Genomic DNA, 18,555 nt, shown 5'->3' on the forward strand with positions numbered 1-18,555 from the left:
TATGAAATTTATTACTGTATTTACGCCAGCTTATAATCGGGCTTATTGCATTCATAAGCTATACGCAAGCCTCAAATCGCAAACTAATCAAAATTTTAAGTGGTTGGTTGTTGATGATGGTTCTACAGACAACACTAAAGAGCTTATTGATAGCTGGGTAGAAGAAGCTGTTTTAGATATTGAATATATCTATAAACAAAATGGAGGTATGCATACCGCTCATAACATAGCCTACCAAAATATTGATACAGAGCTTAATGTGTGTATTGATTCAGATGACTACATGCCTATAGATGCTATCGATTCTATTTTTGTTGAATGGCAGAAAGTTAAGAGTGACTCCAAAGCCGCAGGTATGATTGGTTTAGATGAAACAACGGATGGCACTTTAATTGGCACTACATTTAAAAATGAGTATCAGCCAACATCATTAATCGATTTTTATCAAGATCAGAAGGGCTCTGGTGACAAAAAACAAGTGCTGCGTTCGGTATTAACGAAGGCTTACCCTGCATACCCTGAATATCCTGAGGAAAGGTTGGTGCCTTTAGATACATTACCAACTCTTATTTGCCGCGATTATCACTTAATCCCTATAAATAAAGTGTGGGCAACAGTAGATTATCAACAGGGTGGCTCATCAGATACAATTTTTAAGCAATATTTCCAAAGCCCCAAAGGTTTTAGGTATGCAAGAGAGGTGAACATGATAGAGAGTAAATCTTTGTTTTACAAGGTTAGAAATGCAGTGCACTACGGGGTTTCGACGTTAATTATCGGTGATTTATATAAGATACTCAAGTCACCATCCCCATTACTAACCCTAGCTTTATCTCCAATAAGTTGGGTTTTATATAGAGCTTTACAGGCGAAGGTAAAATATAAATGAGTATGAGTTGGGACTATATAAAGTCTGATTTATATAGGTATGAAGGGAAGGTTACTCTCTATTTATTCTTTAGGAACTTTTTTTTTAATCCAGGATTTAAATTTACGTGTTTTTTACGGTTATGCCAATTTGGCTCGACTCCAGTTCGTAAAGTGGCCAGGTTTTTTCATTATCATTTTGGCATTAAATACGGGTTGAAGATCTATCCATCTACTAAAATTGGCTATGGCTTTTATATAGCTCATGGTCAATCTGTAGTCATACACCCGTCAACTATCATTGGTAACAATGTATCTGTTAGCCAGTTTACCTCGATAGGAACCACCAGAGGTGTTGCGGCAACTATTGGTGACAATGTTTATATAGGGCCCAATGTAAGCATTGTTGAAGATGTAGAAATCGGTGATGCTGTGACTATAGGAGCTTCTGCAGTTGTAATTAAATCTCTACCTAATAACTCTACAGCTGTAGGGAACCCGGCAAAAGTAATAAACTTCAATAGTAATGGGAAACTCATTACTTTTAAATGGTCAGTCTAATGAAAATTCTATATATAATAACTGGTCTAGGGATGGGGGGGGCTGAAACACAAGTTTGTAACCTCGCCGATAAGTTTGAACAACTAGGGCACCAGGTAACTATTATATATTTATTTGGCGAGCAAGTCGTTTCGCCTGTAAGCGAAAATATTAATGTTATTGGTTTGGACTTAAAACAAACCCCAGTCTCATTAGCTAAAACTCTGTTTAAATTGGCGTATTTAGTAAGAGTTATTCGACCAGATGTTGTTCATAGCCATATGGTTCATGCCAATCTTATTACAAGGGTGGTAAGATTGTTTTGTAAAATTCCTGCATTGATAACGACAGCTCATAGTTCGAACGAAGGCGGTAAGCTTCGAATGTTAGCATATCGATTGACCAGCTCTTTAGCCGAATTGACGACAAATGTGGGAGAGCAGTCAGTAAAACGATATATAGAGGTTGGAGCTGCGAAACCAGATAAAATTATATCGATGGTTAACGGTATTTCTGTAACTGGATTTACATCAAAGGAAGATCCTAAATTTAAGGCAGGTTTGGGTATTGCATCCAATACAAAGGTTTTTACAGCCGTAGGTAGAAACGTTCCAGAAAAAGATTATGATAACTTATTAGAAGCTATTGCCGCAGTTCCCAAGGATTATAATGTAAAGTTTTTGGTGGTAGGGCTCAATACTGAACAATTATTATATAAAGCTAAATCTCTAAGGATTGAACAAAGGGTGGTTTTTTTAGGCCTTCGTAAAGATGTTCCAAGTATACTCGCGAATACTGATTGCTTGATTATGTCATCTAAAATTGAAGGTTTGCCAATTGTGATAGGAGAGGCAATGGCTTCTGGCTGTAATATTATAACGACAGATGCTGGTGGTTGTCAGGAGTGGTTAACGGAAAATGAAATAGTAGTCCCCATTCAGGACAGTAACGCGTTGGCAATTGCAATCGAAAATAAGTTAGCTCAATCAAATGACGAATGGGCACGGATAGGCAAACTAAATCGCCAACATATAATAGAAAACTTCTCGATTGAAGGTGTTGCGACTAAGTGGCTAAAATATTACCAAGACCCCAAGAGTGCATTTGATGACTAATAAGCCGAAATTATGCATCGTCACCACTGTACCCATTACCCTTAAAGGTATTCTTAATGGGCAGCCAAAATGTTTATCGTCAGTGTATGATATTATCCTAATATCGAGCCCTGATGTGGAATTAGCAGAAGTGGGTTCGAGTGAGCAACTACCAACGTACTCTGTGCCCATGGAGCGTGGTATAAGTCTTTTAAAGGATGTCGTAAGCTTGTTTAACATGACTAAATTCTTGTTCAAACACAAACCTGATGCAGTTCATTCTTATACTCCTAAAGCTGGCTTGATAACAATGCTTGCAGGTTTTATTGTTAGAGTACCGGTACGTATTCACACTTTTACAGGGCTGATTTTTCCAACATCTACTGGTGTGAAAAAGTTAATTTTGATGTGGATGGATAGATTGATTTGCGCTTGTGCAACCACCATTGTGCCGGAAGGGGAGGGGGTTAAGCAAGATTTACTTAGCAAAGGTATAACAACTAAGCAACTAAATGTTATAGGTAACGGAAATATTGCTGGTGTAGATACCGACTATTTTAGTAAAGCTAGTGTAGCTGAAGAGTCTAGTGAAATTAGGAGAAAACTAAGTATTCGCAGTAATGCTTTTGTATTTTGTTTTGTTGGTCGCTTTACTCAAGAAAAGGGCTTTAACGAGTTATTATCTGCATTTAAACAATTACCTAATAACGCTTATCTCCTTTTAGTAGGAGACCAAGATGAACGTTTGCCTCTAATTCAATCGATTGTAGATGAACTTGAAGCGCACCCTAGGGTATTACAAGCAGGTTGGGTAAATGATGTGAGACCTCTACTTGCTATTTCCAATGTTTTGGTGCTACCAAGTTATCGAGAGGGGTTTCCTAATACACCGCTTCAAGCCGGTAGTATGGGAATACCATCCATTGTCACTAATATTAACGGTTGTAATGAGATCATTCAAAATGGCTTTAACGGTTGGGTAGTAGAGCCAAAATCGTCCGCGGAATTAGCCCAAGCTATGTTAGATGCTATGAAGTTTGAAGATATTGACCAGTTAGGTATTAGTGCAAGAAACAATATAAGGCAGAAGTTTGAACGTAGCTTTTATCTAGAAGAACTAAAAAAGTTTTATAAACAGCAATTTTCAGAAGTAACTCAAAAATGAAACGACTAATCGATTTTACAGCTTCGCTGTTAGCACTTCTTTTACTTTCACCAATTATGCTAATTACTGCTTGGCAGATTAAAAAGAAACTAGGTAGCCCTGTACTATTTAAACAGCAACGCCCAGGCTTATCGGGTAAGCCGTTCAACATGCTAAAGTTTCGTAGTATGAAAGATGCAGTCGATGCTAATGGTCAAGCACTACCAGATGAGGAACGTTTAACTCCATTTGGACAAAAATTACGTGCAACTAGTTTGGATGAATTACCGGGGTTAATCTCGGTATTAAAAGGTGATATGAGCTTAGTTGGTCCAAGACCTCTTTTGATGCAGTACTTGCCGTTATACAATAAGCGCCAAGCTACAAGACATAACGTACGCCCAGGCATTACTGGATGGGCTCAAGTAAATGGCCGAAACGCTATTAGTTGGGAGCAAAAATTTGAATATGACGCATGGTATGTCGAAAATCAATCATTATGGCTTGATATAAAAATACTACTTTTAACGATAAAAAAAGTTCTTTTCAAAGAAGACATTTCTGCAGATGGGCATGTAACCATTGAGCCTTTTAAGGGAAATGGAGCCGAAGCAAGCGCAGAGATAAATACAAATGCCTAGTATTGCTATATTAGGAGCTAGTGGGCATGGTAAAGTCATAGCTGAAATTGCAGAGCTTAATGGCTATAACGAAATCCACTTTTTTGATGACAGGTGGCCTGATTTAATCCATTTAGAGCATTGGAGAGTCAGTAGTGATAGCAAATTTCTTTTGGCCAATCACCAACAGTACGATGCTGTAGTTATTGCTATTGGCAACAATGCCATTCGTTTAAGTAAGCATCAACAACTTGAAAAATGTGGCGCTACATTAGTTCCTCTAATTCATCCATCTGCAGTGGTAAGTAAGTATGCAGTTATTGAAGCTGGAACGGTTATTATGGCCAACGCAACTGTTAATTCTTTTACAACAGTAGGCAAATCCAGCATTATAAACACCAACTCGTCTGTAGATCACGACTGTAAGTTATCAGATTGTGTTCACATTAGCCCCGGAGCTAATCTAGCCGGTGGTGTGACGGTAGGTAGCTGCTCCTGGATCGGCATTGGTGCTCAAGTAAAGCAGTTGGTAACCATTGGTGATAAAGTAATTGTTGGCGCAGGCTCTACTGTTATAAACAGGGTACCAGATGGAAAAACAGTTGTTGGCACACCTGCCGATGTGATTTAGGAATAATCTATCTTGACTAAATCTTTAATTTTTTGGCTCTAATCTCATAAGCCTCCCCGTTCCAGCACAGATATAGAAGTAACCTTATGTTAAATAAAAAGTTTTCCCCTTGGCCGAGCTTTACACAAGAAGAGGCTGATGCAGTACAACGCGTATTGCTCTCTAATAAAGTAAACTACTGGACAGGCCAAGAGGGCCGCCAGTTTGAAAAAGAATTTGCCCAGTTTGTAGACAGTGAGTATGCTATTGCGGTTGGTAATGGAACCCTAGCTTTAGATTTGGCGTTAAAAGCCGTTGGTGTACAGGCCGGTGATGAGGTAATTACTACCCCCCGTACCTTTTTAGCATCAGCCAGCTCAATTGTTACCGCCGGCGCTGCACCAGTATTTGCCGATGTGGACTTAAACAGTCAAAATATTACCGCAGAAAGTATAGAAGCGGTGTTAACCCCTAACACCAAGGCTGTTATCGTAGTGCACCTTGCTGGTATGCCAGCAGAAATGGATGCCATTATGGAACTAAGCCAAAAGCACGGTTTTTATGTAATTGAAGATTGCGCTCAAGCCCACGGTGCAAAATACAAAGGCCGCAGTGTAGGCTCTATAGGTCACATCGGTGCGTGGTCTTTCTGCCAAGATAAAATCATGACTACCGGCGGCGAAGGTGGCATGGTAACTACTAACAATAAAGCTCTATGGGATTTTATGTGGTCTTATAAAGATCATGGTAAGAGCTTTGATGCCATATATGGAGCTGATGCCAGCCAAGGCCATCCCCCGGGTTTTAGATGGCTACATGAAAGGTTTGGCACCAACTGGCGATTAACTGAAATGCAATCAGCCATTGGCCGTATTCAACTAACCCGTATGAATGAGTGGACAGAAAAGCGTCGGTCATACGGTAAAGTGATAGATAGTGCAGTAGCAGATCTAAATGTGGTTCGTACAGTAGAGGTAGCCGATTATATTGAGCATGCCGAATACAAACATTACCTATTTGTTAAGCCTGAAAATCTAGCTGATGGTTGGACAAGAGATCGAATTGTAGAAGCAATTTCTACCCAAGGAGTACCTGCTTTCCAAGGATCATGCTCTGAGGTATATAACGAAAAAGCATTTGATGGCACCAACTGGCGTCCAGAAAAGCCGCTACCACATGCAGTAGAGCTTGGTGAAACCAGCTTAATGTTTTTAGTGCATCCCACATTGACTCAGGCAGAGATTGACAAAACTTCTGCTGTTATTTTAGATGTATTGCAGGCTGCTCAGAGGTAATTGAAAGTGAATAATCGCTTTTTAACACTAGATGCTTTTAGAGGGTTAGCTGCATTATCTGTAGTATTGTTCCATATGCCAGTAATTAATGGAACACTAACATCTTTAGCGTTTTTTCAAAATTCCGCAATTTTGGTAGAGTTCTTTTTTATATTAAGTGGTTTTGTATTGGCGCATACATATACGAAAAGAACGGTGGATTTTAAAAAGTTTGTAACAGGGCGATTTTTTAGATTATTCCCACTCCACATCTTCATGCTGGGAATATTTGTGCTTCTATATTCAATTCGAGGATTAATGCTTCCAGGGGCTGAAGTATTTCAGGGGGCTAATTCATTAAATGAGTTGTTACCCAATGCTTTATTAATACATGCATGGTTTAACTATTTTACTGACACAAGCTTTAACTACCCATCATGGTCAATAAGCATAGAATTTGGTTTGTATATTATATTCTATCTCACCTTATATATACCTGTAAAAAAAGTAAAGCTTATGTTGTGGGGGGTGATTGGAATATATTTTTATATGGAATTAATATCAGTATCAAGTTCACCTTATAGAGGGTTATCATGTTTCTTTATTGGGGTTTTCGTATATGAAACTATTTATAAGAATCTTGTGTTAACTATTGAAATGTCTCGAATAACTGCGACGGTGGCAGAGGTTAGCCTGCTTATTGCTATGGTTTTTACTATTTCTTATGATTTTGACTTCTATAGAAATTTTAATATAGCAATATTCTCATGTGTGGTGATATTATTTTCTCTAGAATTAGGATTAATATCAACCTTGCTCAATAAGCCAGTTTTTCAAAAGCTCGGCGGATATTCATTTTCCGTTTACTTAACTCACGCTGCCCTTTTGCTTGTATTTGGTTGGGCTTTACCTATCTTAGGTAATATCTTAAATATCCAAACTCATTTAGATTCAGGTCAAATTGATTTTGCAAGTGTTCTGGTAAATAACTTATATGTTCTGTTGCAGATCTTTCTGGTTATATATATTTCGTCATTAACTTACAAGTTCGTTGAGGTGTCTGGAATAAAGCTGGGTCAAAAGATTTTAAATCGATAAAAGTTACGAAATTCACGTTAATACTAAATTTTTAAACACAGGAAATCTATGTATTTGGTTAGCATTTTTTCTACTTTCGTTAATGACTCTTACTACTTTTTGAGATTTTGAAAACTAACTAGGTTTTAATAAATGAGAATTAAGCATTTAGATGGAATTAGGGGGCTAGCTATCGCATGGGTTGTACTTTTCCATACATATTCACGTTATCCCAATTTCATGCCTTTTATGGCAGAATTCAAAAGTATGCCAGTTATCTCATTAGGCTACTTAGGCGTCCCACTTTTCTTTTTATTATCCGGATTTGTGATATTTTTAACTTTAGATAAAACAAAATCGATAGGAGAGTTCATCTTTAAGAGATGGGTGAGGCTATGGCCTACAATTTTTGTAGTAAGCCTGTGTATTTATTTTACAGCCCCATTATTTCCTCATCGTCCGATGGGGCAGCCTGAATTGTCAAGTTTTTTATCTGGACTGACACTGATTCAAGATGGTTTTTGGCGTCTTATTTTTCCTAACAACCAAGTGATTATTGAAGGAGCCCTATGGTCCTTATTTGTAGAGTTTAAATTTTATGTATTTATAGGTGCAATTTACTTCTTTTTAGGGCGTAGGTTTGTACTGGCAGCCCTGACTATCCTTTTTTCTAGCTTTCTTGCTTTATTGTTCTTGTCCCAGGTAGCTGAGAGTGAGTTGGTGAAAAATTTACTGCTGATACATAGATATATTGGAACTCAGCACTTTGGTTGGTTTTTATCTGGTGCTACTTTTTATTTGGCAACTAAGGAGGGTAAAAATAGCTTGCATAGCTATGGTTTATTATGGGGGGTAATTTCTTCTATTATATGGGGAGCATACAATCCATTAGATTATTCTTTTAATACGAACCCGATAGTTGTTATCTATTCATTATCGGTATTAGTGGTCTTCTGGTTACCGATTCATATTGAAAGCATGGGAAGAATTTTATCGACAAAAGGGCTGCTTTTCTTGGGTTATATAAGTTATCCCTTGTACTTGATCCATGAAAATATGATGGTTTCTCTAATAAAACAATTGTCCGAGCTTGAACTGGGTATTCCACCAATACTTCTACCTGTAGCACCTATTATTATTGTCGGCTATTTGGCTTACTTGATAATAAAATACGTAGAGCCACCTATTAAAAATCTGGTATGCAATTTTTTGACAAATAGGCATGAGATTTTAATTTCTCGATTAGTTGAGTTTAATAAGAAAAATTAGGGTTACTATATCATTAATTTTATTTTTCTAACGATTTGCTATTAGCTTTAAATAATTAAACTCCTATTATCGATGAATAGATAAGTGATTTTTAGAAAATAATCAGCTTAATATGAGTTTTGATAAATAGCTTAAACTCTCAGAAAGCTCAGGTTGCGAATTTCGCTGTGCGGTGGGTTCATCAAAGGGTTGAAAATGCACACTAGTGGATTATCAGGGCAAAGTTTGATCACGGCTTGAGGTATGTAGAGGAAGTAAGTGTGGAATTAAGTTTCGTATAAGTGTTGAGCTCATGGCAAATGATTACGCAACCCAACCCTTGCCAGTTGGAGTATTTGTCAACAATTTGGTTAGTGAGTAACAGATCTGGCTTAAGTATGGCACTTTGGAAGCCCTAACCAATTTCCGGTGAGTGAGTGAGCGACACCTTGTTTACTCTTTTTGAAGTCTTACTTAAACTGAGTGAATGTTCTAACTCATGCATAGTTAACTTTACCTTTATTGATTTCAGATAGTAGAGAATCAACTGCATCCGTTCTGTTGCACTTACCTCCAATAAATCCCATGATGATAGTAGAACTCACATCGTTTGGCTGCGTAACCCTTTACACTTTGCAACAAGCAGTTAAAATAAAGTTATGGGACACTCAAATATTTTATCGCTGAGTTATAAGGTTGCACAAAATTAAGACTTTTTCGACGTAATATCCTGATAATACTCGTTCTATTTAGCATCAGAGGTGGTTATAACACTACTCAAGGGCTCTGGTGCCTGTTGAGGTCAGTTTAACTGAATGAGGGATTGGCTAAGGGTTGTCAAACCTACTAGCGCGTTGTTTACCTACCTATTGATTGTCTAAACCCGTAATGTTCCATTTTCTTTGATATACGCCTAAATATTTATCAATGACTTTATAAATAACTATTAAGAATCATTTTATGCAACGTCTAAACTTTATATGGCATCTTTCTCGTTTTAAAAAGCGGGTTATCAGTGTTTCTATTGATGCTTTACTCATTATATTTGCTCTGCACATTGCGCTGTGGACAAGGCTAGGCGATTTTCAATTTTTGAGTGATGGTGATAATTTATTATTGGCAGGCTTAACGGTAATAACAACGGTCCTCATTTTTACAAAAGTTGGACTGTATCGTGCCGTTCTTCGCTACCTCACCTTTCAAGCACTGTTTGTGGTGATGGCTGGTGCGATATTATCGGCAGTATCTTTGGCCGTATTCGCCTATTACCTGCAAGAGCCAATCCCTCGCACTGTCCCTATTATCTATGGTGCTTATTTAGCGCTATTGTGTGGTGGTTCTCGTCTTATTGTCCGTAACCTTGTCGCCACTACGTCACCATCCAAAGACTCTCGTCAAGAAGTGTTGATTTATGGCGCTGGCTCGGGTGGTCGGCAGCTTGCGGTGGCACTTCGTGCTTCCGAAGATTATCGAGTGAGAGCATTTATTGATGACGATAGCACACTCACTAACACTGTGATCTTGGGGTTACCTGTTGTTGGTTTAGGCAAAACTCAAGCCTTGATCAATAAATATGATATTTCCAAAGTATTACTCGCGATACCAAGTGCTTCTCGTGCACGCCGTAAGCAAGTTCTGGACTTGTTAGCGCCACTGCCTGTTGAGATTCAAACGGTACCAGACATGGCGGATATTGTGTCTGGCAAAGCGAAAATTGATGAACTGACCGATGTACCTATTGAAGATTTGTTAGGTCGCGATGCGGTTGCGCCTCAGCAAGTGTTAATGGAAGCTAACATCAAAGATAAAGTGGTGATGGTGACCGGTGCTGGCGGCTCTATTGGTTCTGAACTTTGTCGTCAAATCCTCAAACAACAACCTAAAACATTAGTGCTGTTTGAAGTCTCTGAGTTTGGCCTGTACCAAATTGATCGCGAGCTTTCTTTAGTTAAAGAAACCAAAGGTTACGATGTTGAAATCGTGCCTCTACTAGGTTCCGTTCAGCGCTCACATCGCTTATTGACCTCAATGCAGTCTTTTGGTGTGCAGACGGTTTATCATGCCGCGGCTTATAAACACGTTCCTCTTGTCGAATATAACGTTGTCGAAGGTGTGCGTAATAATGTTTACGGCACTTACTATACGGCTAAAGCCGCGATTGAGGCGGGTGTTGAATCATTTGTGCTTATCTCGACAGACAAAGCGGTGCGCCCAACTAACGTGATGGGCACCACCAAGCGTATGGCGGAATTAGGCCTGCAAGCTTTGGCTGAACAAGAGAACCAAAAAGACAACGGCACACGTTTCTGTATGGTTCGCTTTGGCAATGTGCTTGGCTCATCTGGCTCGGTCATTCCTCTGTTTAAAAGGCAGATTAAAGCCGGTGGCCCACTCACTGTTACCCACCGCGATATTACCCGTTTCTTTATGACCATCCCTGAAGCGGCGCAATTGGTGATTCAGGCGGGCGCTATGGGTAAAGGCGGCGATGTTTTCGTTCTTGATATGGGTGAATCGGTTAAAATCACAGACCTTGCAGCAAACCTGATCAACCTTTCCGGCCTGTCTGTTAAGAATGAAGAGAACCCTCATGGTGATATTGAGATCCAATTCTCCGGCCTGCGCCCTGGTGAGAAGCTGTATGAAGAGTTATTGATTGGCGATAACGTATCCCCAACCGCTCATGAGCGAATCATGACGGCACAAGAGGTGTTCTTACCGATTAATGAATATGACACGCTACTTGAATCTCTGGATTTCGCTTGTCACAGCCTACAACATGATGTGATTCGCCAGCTTCTTCTCGATGCGCCAACCGGGTTTAAGCCGACAGATGGGGTGGGGGATTTAGTTTGGAATGCTGCTCAGAACCAAGAAGAGCTCCTTTTAGAACCTAGAACCTAGAACCTAGAGGCGATATTGGGTTCGGTTATATGAATTATGACTTTTAGTTAGCAAATACTTCACACAATCTTTTCGGAAACGTCATGATTATTGTCCATAATTACTATGAGCTTTAGTAGCGATATGAGGCAGTAATCATGATAATAGATATTTCATCTAATCAAGAAATCGAAGAAAGCTTGGATCAAATATTGTGGGATGATTTTAGCTTTCAATATGTTACCAACAACACCACAATGATAGAGCAACCAGCGGTGCATGATCTAAAGTCGCAGGACGATGATGGAGATCATGACACAGAGATTAATCTTCTAAACTGAAGAGCCGTGAGGATACCGTTGTTCCGCTTTTTCAATATAGATGGTAGGGATATAAGTGTTCATATCCCTACTTTACTCCCTCCTAAAATGACGCTTTTTTTCACATTCGATCCTCCTACCTGCGCCCTTTCTTGATCTTCCACTACAGTTTTGACTGTAAACTGTAGTAAAATTACGCTAATTTGTTTTTATACCGATTTATTTTGAATTGAACGAGGTCAGTCCTATGTCAGCTAAGAAGCCAATGGCTCTAGTGATCCTTGACGGTTACGGTTACCGTGAAGACAACCAAGACAACGCTATCGCGAACGCTAAAACACCAGTATTAGACGGTCTTATTGCTAACCAACCTAACACGCTAATCTCGGCTTCTGGCTTAGATGTAGGCCTACCTGATGGCCAAATGGGTAACTCTGAAGTGGGTCACACCAACATCGGTGCGGGTCGCGTGGTATACCAAGATCTGACTCGTATCACCAAGTCAATTTCAGACGGCGAGTTCGGCCAAACTGAAACGCTAGTGAACGCTATTGATAAAGCGGTGAAAGCTGAGAAAGCGGTTCACATCATGGGTCTTATGTCTCCAGGTGGCGTTCACTCTCATGAAGATCACATCTACGCAGCTGTTGAAATGGCAGCAGAGCGTGGTGCAGAGAAAATCTACCTACACGCTTTCCTAGACGGTCGTGATACGCCGCCACGTAGCGCAGAAAACACACTTGCGCGTTTCCAAGAGCTATTCGCTAAGCTAGGTAAAGGTCGTGTTGCTTCGCTTATTGGCCGTTACTACGCAATGGACCGTGATAACAACTGGGACCGCGTTCAAGAATCTTACGACCTGCTGACTCAAGCAAAAGCAGAATTTACATTCGACACAGCAGTTGCTGGCCTAGAAGCGGCTTACGCACGTGACGAAAACGATGAGTTCGTTAAAGCGACTGAAATCAAAGCGGAAGGCGAAGAATCTGCAGCTATCGTTGATGGCGATGCGGTTATCTTCATGAACTACCGTGCTGACCGTGCTCGTGAAATCACACGTGCATTCGTTCCTGATTTCGACGGTTTTGCTCGTAACGTATTCCCAGCGATCGATTTCGTGATGCTGACTCAATACGCAGCAGACATTCCACTGCTTTGTGCATTCCCACCGGCTTCTCTAGAGAACACCTACGGTGAATGGCTATCGAAAGAAGGCAAAACGCAGCTACGTATCTCTGAAACAGAGAAATACGCGCACGTGACGTTCTTCTTCAACGGTGGTAAAGAAGACGAGTTTGAAGGCGAAGAACGTCAGCTTGTTGCTTCTCCAAAAGTAGCAACGTACGACCTACAGCCAGAAATGAGCGCGCCAGAGCTGACTGAAAAGCTTGTTGCTGCAATCAAAGGCGGCAAATACGACGCGATCGTTTGTAACTTCCCTAACTGTGACATGGTTGGCCACACTGGCGTTTACGATGCAGCGGTTAAAGCGGTAGAGTCGCTAGACGAATGTCTGGGCAAAGTAGTTGAAGCAATCAAAGAAGCCGATGGCCAACTGCTTATCACCGCTGACCACGGTAACGCGGAAATGATGGTAAACCCAGAAACGGGCGGCATCCACACAGCGCACACTAACCTACCAGTGCCACTTATCTACGTTGGCAACAAAGACGTTGAGTTCAAAGAAGGCGGTAAGCTGTCTGACCTAGCACCAACGATGCTTTCTCTGTCTGGTATCGCAATTCCAGCTGAAATGTCAGGTGATGTTTTAGTTAAGTAATGGCTTGGCTCAGCGGTTCACGTTGAGCTTTAACGATTTTGAAAGCCCGGACTTCAAAGTGCGGGCTTTTTTATAGATGCGAGATACGAGTAAACGGGATGCGAAGAGCTTAAGGGCAGATGTGGGATTCGGGTAAGCGAATATCGAAGAGCTTAAGGGCTGGTGCATGATGCGAGTAAGCGGGTCACTAACAGAATGAGAGCTGTTATATATTTTCGCATTTCGCATTTCGCATCTCGCATCTCGCATCTTGCATCTCGTTACTTTCATCTGCTCTAGACTGTCATTCCAGAATTGAGGAACGAAATATCTGGAATCTCGTACCACGTATTACTTGTCATATTCGGTGTTCAATATAAAGAGAGATTCCCTATCACGCTCGTACCTCGCTGTAGGGAATGACGTGAGATTATTTGTTGGTTTTCTTTAATATGGAGAGTTCAAAATCCAGCAACCACTCTTTGCGATTCATACCGCCGGTGTAGCCGGTTAATGTTCCATTCGCGCCAATCACTCGATGGCAGGGAACAACAATACTAAATGGGTTCTTGCCGTTCGCACCACCCACTGCTCTTACGGCTTTTGGGTTGTCCATTCTCTTTGCTTGCTCACCGTAACTGATGGTTTCGCCATAAGGAATAGTCGTTAAAGCCCGCCAAGCTGCTTTTTGAAAGTCCGTGCCTTTTGTTGCTTTTAATGGCAAATCGAATTCTGTTCGTTGACCTGCAAAGTACTCATCTAACTGTTTCGTCGCCAGTTGGCAAAGGTCATCTGGATTGCTAATCATTAGCTCTTCATGATTTACATGGTCAATCTCAATAAGCGACACACCATTGCTCACAATGATCATCTTGCCAATCGGCGCGTCGTAGAGCATTTTGTAAGTACTGTCTTCCATGTCACTTTCCTTCTTTCTAGTCTTTAGTATCTCGTACCTGCTTTTCAAGCTCTTCGCATCTCGGTTGCCCGAATCTCGCATCTGCTCTTACATCTTTTCGTATCCCGGTTACTCGAATCCCGCATCTGCTTTCCTCCTAACACGAAGTGCAAAGTAATACCCTGAAATACCGCCGACAATGTTCCCTAAGGCTAAGCCTATAAACAGTCCTTCGACACCATCAATTTGGCTGCCTATCCAAGCGAATGGCAAGGTAAACACAAACAAACGCATGAAGCTCCATTGAAAGGCTTTGAGTGGTTGATGCATGGCATTCATGCCGCTGATCAGCATCATTACAATGCCTTGGAATCCATAGCTAAAGGGGACGACTAACAGGTAATGCCACAAAATACCTCGTACGGATTCTTCTTGAGAGAACAGGGCGGCTAAAGGAATGCTCAACGGCACCATCATCAAGAAAATCAAACCTTGGAACATCACAGCAAAACGCATACTGAGAAACAGTGCCTTAAAGCTGCGTTGAGGGTTGTTTGCACCAAAGTTCTGCGCCATAAAAGGCGTAAGGGCCGAAGTCAGAGACATCAACACAATGATAAGAATGGATTCAATACGCTGGGCAGCACCATAAGCTGCAACGGCTTCAGTCCCTTGCTTGGCTAACATCATCATAATGATGGCACCCGCTAATGGGTTGAGGGCGTTGGATAGTGCAGCTGGCGTGCCGATCGTCAGTATTTGATGCCAATCGCTAAGGATGCTTTTGATATTAGGTAAAGCCAGAAGCTTTTCTCGTTTAATTAGGATGTACAGCGAGCAACACAGAGCGCCAAACCAACTGAAACCACTGGCAATCGCGGCACCTTGAATCCCTAATTCAGGGAAGGGGCCGTAACCAAAAATAAGTAAAGGGTCGAGAACGCCGTTGATTAATCCTGCTAGCATCATAATTTTAGCGGGCGTTTTGGTATCGCCACTGGCACGAATGGCACTGTTGCCTGCCATTGGGATCACCAATAGGGGAATGGTGACATACCAGATCAGCATGTACTCAGAGATCAGAGGCAGTAACTCCGCTTCGGCACCCAATAAAGTAAATAAGGGGTCGAGTGAGATAATGCCAACGGCGGAAGCGCAGCAGACCAGAAGTAGCGCGAGTAATAATCCATGGCAGGTAAATCTCGCCGCATTTTGTGCGCAGCCTTGACCAAGTAAACGCCCAATACACGTAGAAAGGCCAATACCTATTCCCATGGTGATGCAGTTAATCGCAAAGGTGATTGGGAAGGTAAAGCTCACTGCTGCAAGGGCTTGAGTGCCGAGCAATGAGATAAAGAAGGTATCGACGAGATTAAACATCAAGATCGCCACCATACCGAATATGGTCGGTATGGTCATGGTTCGCAATGTACTCTCAATTGGGGCGGTTAACAGCCCGTGCTTATCTTGCATGTAAAACGCCGATAGAATCTAAAAGCGTAGGATAAACAGATGCGGGCGGGAAGGGAAGAAACGAGTTTTAAAAGCAGATGCGAGATGCGAGTAATCGGGATGCGAAGAGCTTGAAAAGCAGATACGAGATGAGGGTAAACGAGTATCGAAGAGCTAAAAGCGGAGAAAAGAAAAGCAGCCTTCTTTTGCTTAACCCCCTGACATTTACACAGGATTATTCGCAGGGGCGTTTTTGCTTTTCGTATCTCGCATCCCGTTTACTCGCATCTGCTCTTACCTGATCTTATCTGCCCCTTAGATCACAATTTTTCCCTTTCACCCCTTGGGATCTTCTACATCGCCCCAACATACTCTTTAACCCCATGCCAATCGTGGCAACTATCAAATTAAATGGAAATTATCAGGAGATACGACCGATGAATATCCGTCCTCTACACGACCGAGTTATCGTTGAGCGCCAAGAAGTTGAATCTAAATCTGCTGGTGGCATCGTTCTAACTGGTTCTGCCGCTGAAAAATCAACTCGCGGTACAATTCTAGCTGTTGGCAAAGGCCGCATTCTAGAAAACGGTTCAGTACAACCATTGGACGTTAAAGTTGGCGACACTGTTATTTTTGCTGAAGGCTACGGCACTAAGTCCGAAAAAATCGACGGCAAAGAAGTTCTGATCATGTCTGAAAACGACATCATGGCGATCGTTGAGTAATCCACACTCCGACCATAATCAGATAGCTTTCATTTTCGATAGAATCTACACGTCATTCCCTACAGCGAGGTACGAGCGAGATAGGGAATCTGAAACGGCTAATGATGAAGAGAATACTGAATTTTCTCATTGTTACTTCTCAGAATGATGAAGATGAAAGCCAACAACAAACAAGAATTTAAAGGAAATAAAGATGGCTGCTAAAGACGTTAAATTTGGTAACGACGCACGTATTAAAATGCTAGAAGGTGTAAACGTTCTGGCTGACGCGGTAAAAGTAACGCTAGGTCCTAAAGGCCGTAACGTTGTTCTAGACAAATCATTTGGCGCACCAACGATCACTAAAGATGGTGTTTCTGTTGCACGTGAAATCGAACTTGAAGACAAGTTCCAAAACATGGGCGCACAAATGGTTAAAGAAGTGGCTTCGCAAGCGAATGACGCGGCGGGCGACGGTACTACTACAGCAACAGTTCTTGCTCAAGCAATCATCACTGAAGGCCTAAAAGCCGTTGCTGCTGGCATGAACCCAATGGATCTTAAGCGCGGCATCGACAAAGCAGTTATCGCAGCGGTTGAAGAGCTAAAAGGCCTTTCTGTTCCATGTTCTGATACTAAAGCTATCGCTCAAGTAGGTACTATCTCTGCGAACTCGGATTCGACAGTAGGTAACATCATTGCTGAAGCGATGGAAAAAGTAGGCCGTGATGGCGTAATCACAGTTGAAGAAGGCCAGGCTCTACAAGACGAGCTAGACGTAGTGGAAGGCATGCAGTTCGACCGCGGTTACCTATCTCCTTACTTCATCAACAACCAAGAAGCGGGTTCTGTTGATCTAGAAAGCCCATTCATCCTTCTTATCGACAAGAAAGTTTCGAACATCCGTGAACTTCTTCCGACTCTAGAAGCGGTTGCTAAAGCATCTCGCCCACTTCTAATCATCGCTGAAGATGTAGAAGGCGAAGCGCTTGCAACTCTAGTTGTGAACAACATGCGTGGCATTGTGAAAGTGGCTGCTGTTAAAGCGCCTGGTTTCGGTGATCGTCGCAAGTCTATGCTACAAGACATCGCTATCCTAACGGGCGGCACGGTTATCTCTGAAGAGATCGGTCTAGACCTTGAGAAAGTAACGCTAGAAGACCTAGGTCAAGCTAAGCGTATTACTATCACTAAAGAAAACTCGACTATCATCGATGGTGCAGGCGACGAAGTGATGATCCAAGGGCGCGTTTCTCAAATCCGTCAACAAATCGAAGATGCAACGTCTGACTACGACAAAGAGAAACTTCAAGAGCGCGTAGCTAAGCTAGCTGGCGGTGTTGCAGTAATCAAAGTTGGCGCTGCGACTGAAGTTGAAATGAAAGAGAAGAAAGATCGCGTTGAAGATGCACTTCACGCAACTCGCGCTGCAGTTGAAGAAGGTGTGGTTGCGGGTGGTGGTGTTGCACTTATCCGCGCTGCATCTAAAGTTGCTGGCCTTGAAGGCGACAACGAAGAGCAAAACGTAGGTATCCGTGTTGCACTACGTGCAATGGAAGCGCCTATTCGTCAAATCACTAAGAACGCTGGTGATGAAGAGTCTGTTGTTGCTAACAACGTTCGTGCTGGCGAAGGTAACTACGGTTACAACGCGGCTACGGGTGAATACGGCGACATGATTGCAATGGGTATCCTAGATCCAACTAAGGTAACGCGTTCTGCACTTCAGTTCGCTGCATCAGTTGCTGGTCTTATGATCACAACAGAAGCGATGATCACTGATAAGCCACAAGATGCGTCTGCTGCTATGCCTGATATGAGTGGCATGGGCGGTATGGGTGGCATGGGCGGCATGATGTAATCATCCCCCTTTCTCGTAACAGAGAGAGCCATACATAAGCTTTAGAAAACGGAGACCTCGGTCTCCGTTTTTGTTTTTGAAGAGCAAATACTTAAGAGCAGATACGAGATGCGAGTAATCGGGATGCGAAGAGCTTGAAAAGCAGATGAGGGATGCGGGTAATTGAGATACGAAGAGCGTAAGAGCGGATGCGAGATTCGA

The 18,555-nt window shown here is 41.9% G+C and carries 15 protein-coding genes; 13 read left to right on the forward strand and 2 right to left on the reverse strand.

All coding sequences use genetic code 11. From position 1 onward, the window contains the following. Nucleotide 1: 1 nt before the first annotated feature. The 11 genes from IQQ51_RS23710 to gpmM all read left to right on the forward strand — a co-directional run bounded on the left by IQQ51_RS23710 (nucleotide 2) and on the right by gpmM (nucleotide 13,457). Nucleotides 2–889 (forward strand): glycosyltransferase family 2 protein, encoded by an 888-nt coding sequence (locus IQQ51_RS23710; protein ID WP_193842282.1) that lies wholly within the window; start codon nucleotides 2–4, stop codon nucleotides 887–889. Beyond that, complete coding sequence (locus tag IQQ51_RS23715) at nucleotides 886–1,428, forward strand: serine O-acetyltransferase (protein WP_228013203.1); 543 nt, start codon at nucleotides 886–888, stop codon at nucleotides 1,426–1,428. Before IQQ51_RS23710 ends, IQQ51_RS23715 begins: the two co-directional genes overlap by 4 nt. Next, complete coding sequence (locus IQQ51_RS23720; protein WP_193842283.1) at nucleotides 1,428–2,522, forward strand: glycosyltransferase; 1,095 nt, start codon at nucleotides 1,428–1,430, stop codon at nucleotides 2,520–2,522. The genes IQQ51_RS23715 and IQQ51_RS23720 overlap by 1 nt, the downstream gene beginning before the upstream one ends. Nucleotides 2,523–2,637: 115 nt before the next feature. Beyond that, nucleotides 2,638–3,666, forward strand: coding sequence for a glycosyltransferase family 4 protein (locus tag IQQ51_RS23725; RefSeq protein ID WP_322632764.1), 1,029 nt, complete (start codon nucleotides 2,638–2,640; stop codon nucleotides 3,664–3,666). After that, entirely contained in the window at nucleotides 3,663–4,286 is a 624-nt protein-coding gene (locus IQQ51_RS23730) for a sugar transferase (protein WP_193842285.1), read from the forward strand. Before IQQ51_RS23725 ends, IQQ51_RS23730 begins: the two co-directional genes overlap by 4 nt. After that, nucleotides 4,279–4,896: an acetyltransferase gene (locus tag IQQ51_RS23735; RefSeq protein WP_193842286.1), complete on the forward strand. Its 618-nt coding sequence runs from the start codon at nucleotides 4,279–4,281 to the stop codon at nucleotides 4,894–4,896. Before IQQ51_RS23730 ends, IQQ51_RS23735 begins: the two co-directional genes overlap by 8 nt. A gap of 86 nt (nucleotides 4,897–4,982) precedes the next feature. Beyond that, entirely contained in the window at nucleotides 4,983–6,170 is a 1,188-nt protein-coding gene (locus IQQ51_RS23740; protein ID WP_193842287.1) for a DegT/DnrJ/EryC1/StrS family aminotransferase, read from the forward strand. Nucleotides 6,171–6,176: 6 nt separating this feature from the next. Continuing rightward, nucleotides 6,177–7,247 carry an acyltransferase family protein gene (locus IQQ51_RS23745; protein WP_193842288.1) on the forward strand — a complete coding sequence of 357 codons (1,071 nt, stop codon included), beginning with the start codon at nucleotides 6,177–6,179 and terminating at the stop codon, nucleotides 7,245–7,247. Nucleotides 7,248–7,379: 132 nt separating this feature from the next. Further along, on the forward strand, nucleotides 7,380–8,495 hold the full coding sequence (locus IQQ51_RS23750; protein ID WP_193842289.1) for an acyltransferase family protein: 1,116 nt from the start codon (nucleotides 7,380–7,382) through the stop codon (nucleotides 8,493–8,495). A gap of 939 nt (nucleotides 8,496–9,434) precedes the next feature. Then, nucleotides 9,435–11,378, forward strand: a complete 1,944-nt coding sequence (locus tag IQQ51_RS23755) for a polysaccharide biosynthesis protein (protein WP_193842290.1) — start codon at nucleotides 9,435–9,437, stop codon at nucleotides 11,376–11,378. 546 nt (nucleotides 11,379–11,924) lie between these two features. Continuing rightward, nucleotides 11,925–13,457 (forward strand): 2,3-bisphosphoglycerate-independent phosphoglycerate mutase, encoded by a 1,533-nt coding sequence (gene gpmM, locus IQQ51_RS23760; RefSeq protein WP_193842291.1) that lies wholly within the window; start codon nucleotides 11,925–11,927, stop codon nucleotides 13,455–13,457. Nucleotides 13,458–13,866: 409 nt separating this feature from the next. Here the strand turns inward: gpmM and IQQ51_RS23765 are convergent, their stop codons facing one another. Both IQQ51_RS23765 and IQQ51_RS23770 read right to left on the reverse strand, forming a co-directional pair. After that, nucleotides 13,867–14,355: a methylated-DNA--[protein]-cysteine S-methyltransferase gene (locus IQQ51_RS23765; RefSeq protein WP_193842292.1), complete on the reverse strand. Its 489-nt coding sequence runs from the start codon at nucleotides 14,353–14,355 to the stop codon at nucleotides 13,867–13,869. A 108-nt stretch (nucleotides 14,356–14,463) separates the two neighbouring features. Beyond that, nucleotides 14,464–15,807, reverse strand: a complete 1,344-nt coding sequence (locus IQQ51_RS23770; RefSeq protein ID WP_193842293.1) for an MATE family efflux transporter — start codon at nucleotides 15,805–15,807, stop codon at nucleotides 14,464–14,466. Between the two features lie 416 nt (nucleotides 15,808–16,223). Between IQQ51_RS23770 and IQQ51_RS23775 the strand changes: the two genes are divergently transcribed. Together IQQ51_RS23775 and groL are read left to right on the forward strand one after the other, a co-directional pair. After that, nucleotides 16,224–16,514, forward strand: coding sequence for a co-chaperone GroES (locus IQQ51_RS23775; RefSeq protein WP_017061289.1), 291 nt, complete (start codon nucleotides 16,224–16,226; stop codon nucleotides 16,512–16,514). Between the two features lie 193 nt (nucleotides 16,515–16,707). After that, entirely contained in the window at nucleotides 16,708–18,354 is a 1,647-nt protein-coding gene (groL, locus tag IQQ51_RS23780) for a chaperonin GroEL (RefSeq protein ID WP_193842294.1), read from the forward strand. Nucleotides 18,355–18,555 lie beyond the last annotated feature (201 nt).

The organism is Vibrio sp. OPT18 (assembly GCF_015163615.1).
GTDB classification, from domain to species: Bacteria; Pseudomonadota; Gammaproteobacteria; order Enterobacterales; family Vibrionaceae; genus Vibrio; species Vibrio coralliirubri.

What these genes read in the sequence shown, in the direction of transcription:
- IQQ51_RS23710 (WP_193842282.1), top strand. Translation starts at nt 2, where the DNA reads ATGAAATTTATTACTGTATTTACGCCAGCTTATAATCGGGCTTATTGC.
- IQQ51_RS23715 (WP_228013203.1), top strand. Translation starts at nt 886, where the DNA reads ATGAGTATGAGTTGGGACTATATAAAGTCTGATTTATATAGGTATGAA.
- IQQ51_RS23720 (WP_193842283.1), top strand. Translation starts at nt 1,428, where the DNA reads ATGAAAATTCTATATATAATAACTGGTCTAGGGATGGGGGGGGCTGAA.
- IQQ51_RS23730 (WP_193842285.1), top strand. Translation starts at nt 3,663, where the DNA reads ATGAAACGACTAATCGATTTTACAGCTTCGCTGTTAGCACTTCTTTTA.
- IQQ51_RS23735 (WP_193842286.1), top strand. Translation starts at nt 4,279, where the DNA reads ATGCCTAGTATTGCTATATTAGGAGCTAGTGGGCATGGTAAAGTCATA.
- IQQ51_RS23740 (WP_193842287.1), top strand. Translation starts at nt 4,983, where the DNA reads ATGTTAAATAAAAAGTTTTCCCCTTGGCCGAGCTTTACACAAGAAGAG.
- IQQ51_RS23750 (WP_193842289.1), top strand. Translation starts at nt 7,380, where the DNA reads ATGAGAATTAAGCATTTAGATGGAATTAGGGGGCTAGCTATCGCATGG.
- IQQ51_RS23755 (WP_193842290.1), top strand. Translation starts at nt 9,435, where the DNA reads ATGCAACGTCTAAACTTTATATGGCATCTTTCTCGTTTTAAAAAGCGG.
- gpmM (WP_193842291.1), top strand. Translation starts at nt 11,925, where the DNA reads ATGTCAGCTAAGAAGCCAATGGCTCTAGTGATCCTTGACGGTTACGGT.
- IQQ51_RS23765 (WP_193842292.1), bottom strand. Translation starts at nt 14,355, where the DNA reads ATGGAAGACAGTACTTACAAAATGCTCTACGACGCGCCGATTGGCAAG.
- IQQ51_RS23770 (WP_193842293.1), bottom strand. Translation starts at nt 15,807, where the DNA reads ATGCAAGATAAGCACGGGCTGTTAACCGCCCCAATTGAGAGTACATTG.
- IQQ51_RS23775 (WP_017061289.1), top strand. Translation starts at nt 16,224, where the DNA reads ATGAATATCCGTCCTCTACACGACCGAGTTATCGTTGAGCGCCAAGAA.
- groL (WP_193842294.1), top strand. Translation starts at nt 16,708, where the DNA reads ATGGCTGCTAAAGACGTTAAATTTGGTAACGACGCACGTATTAAAATG.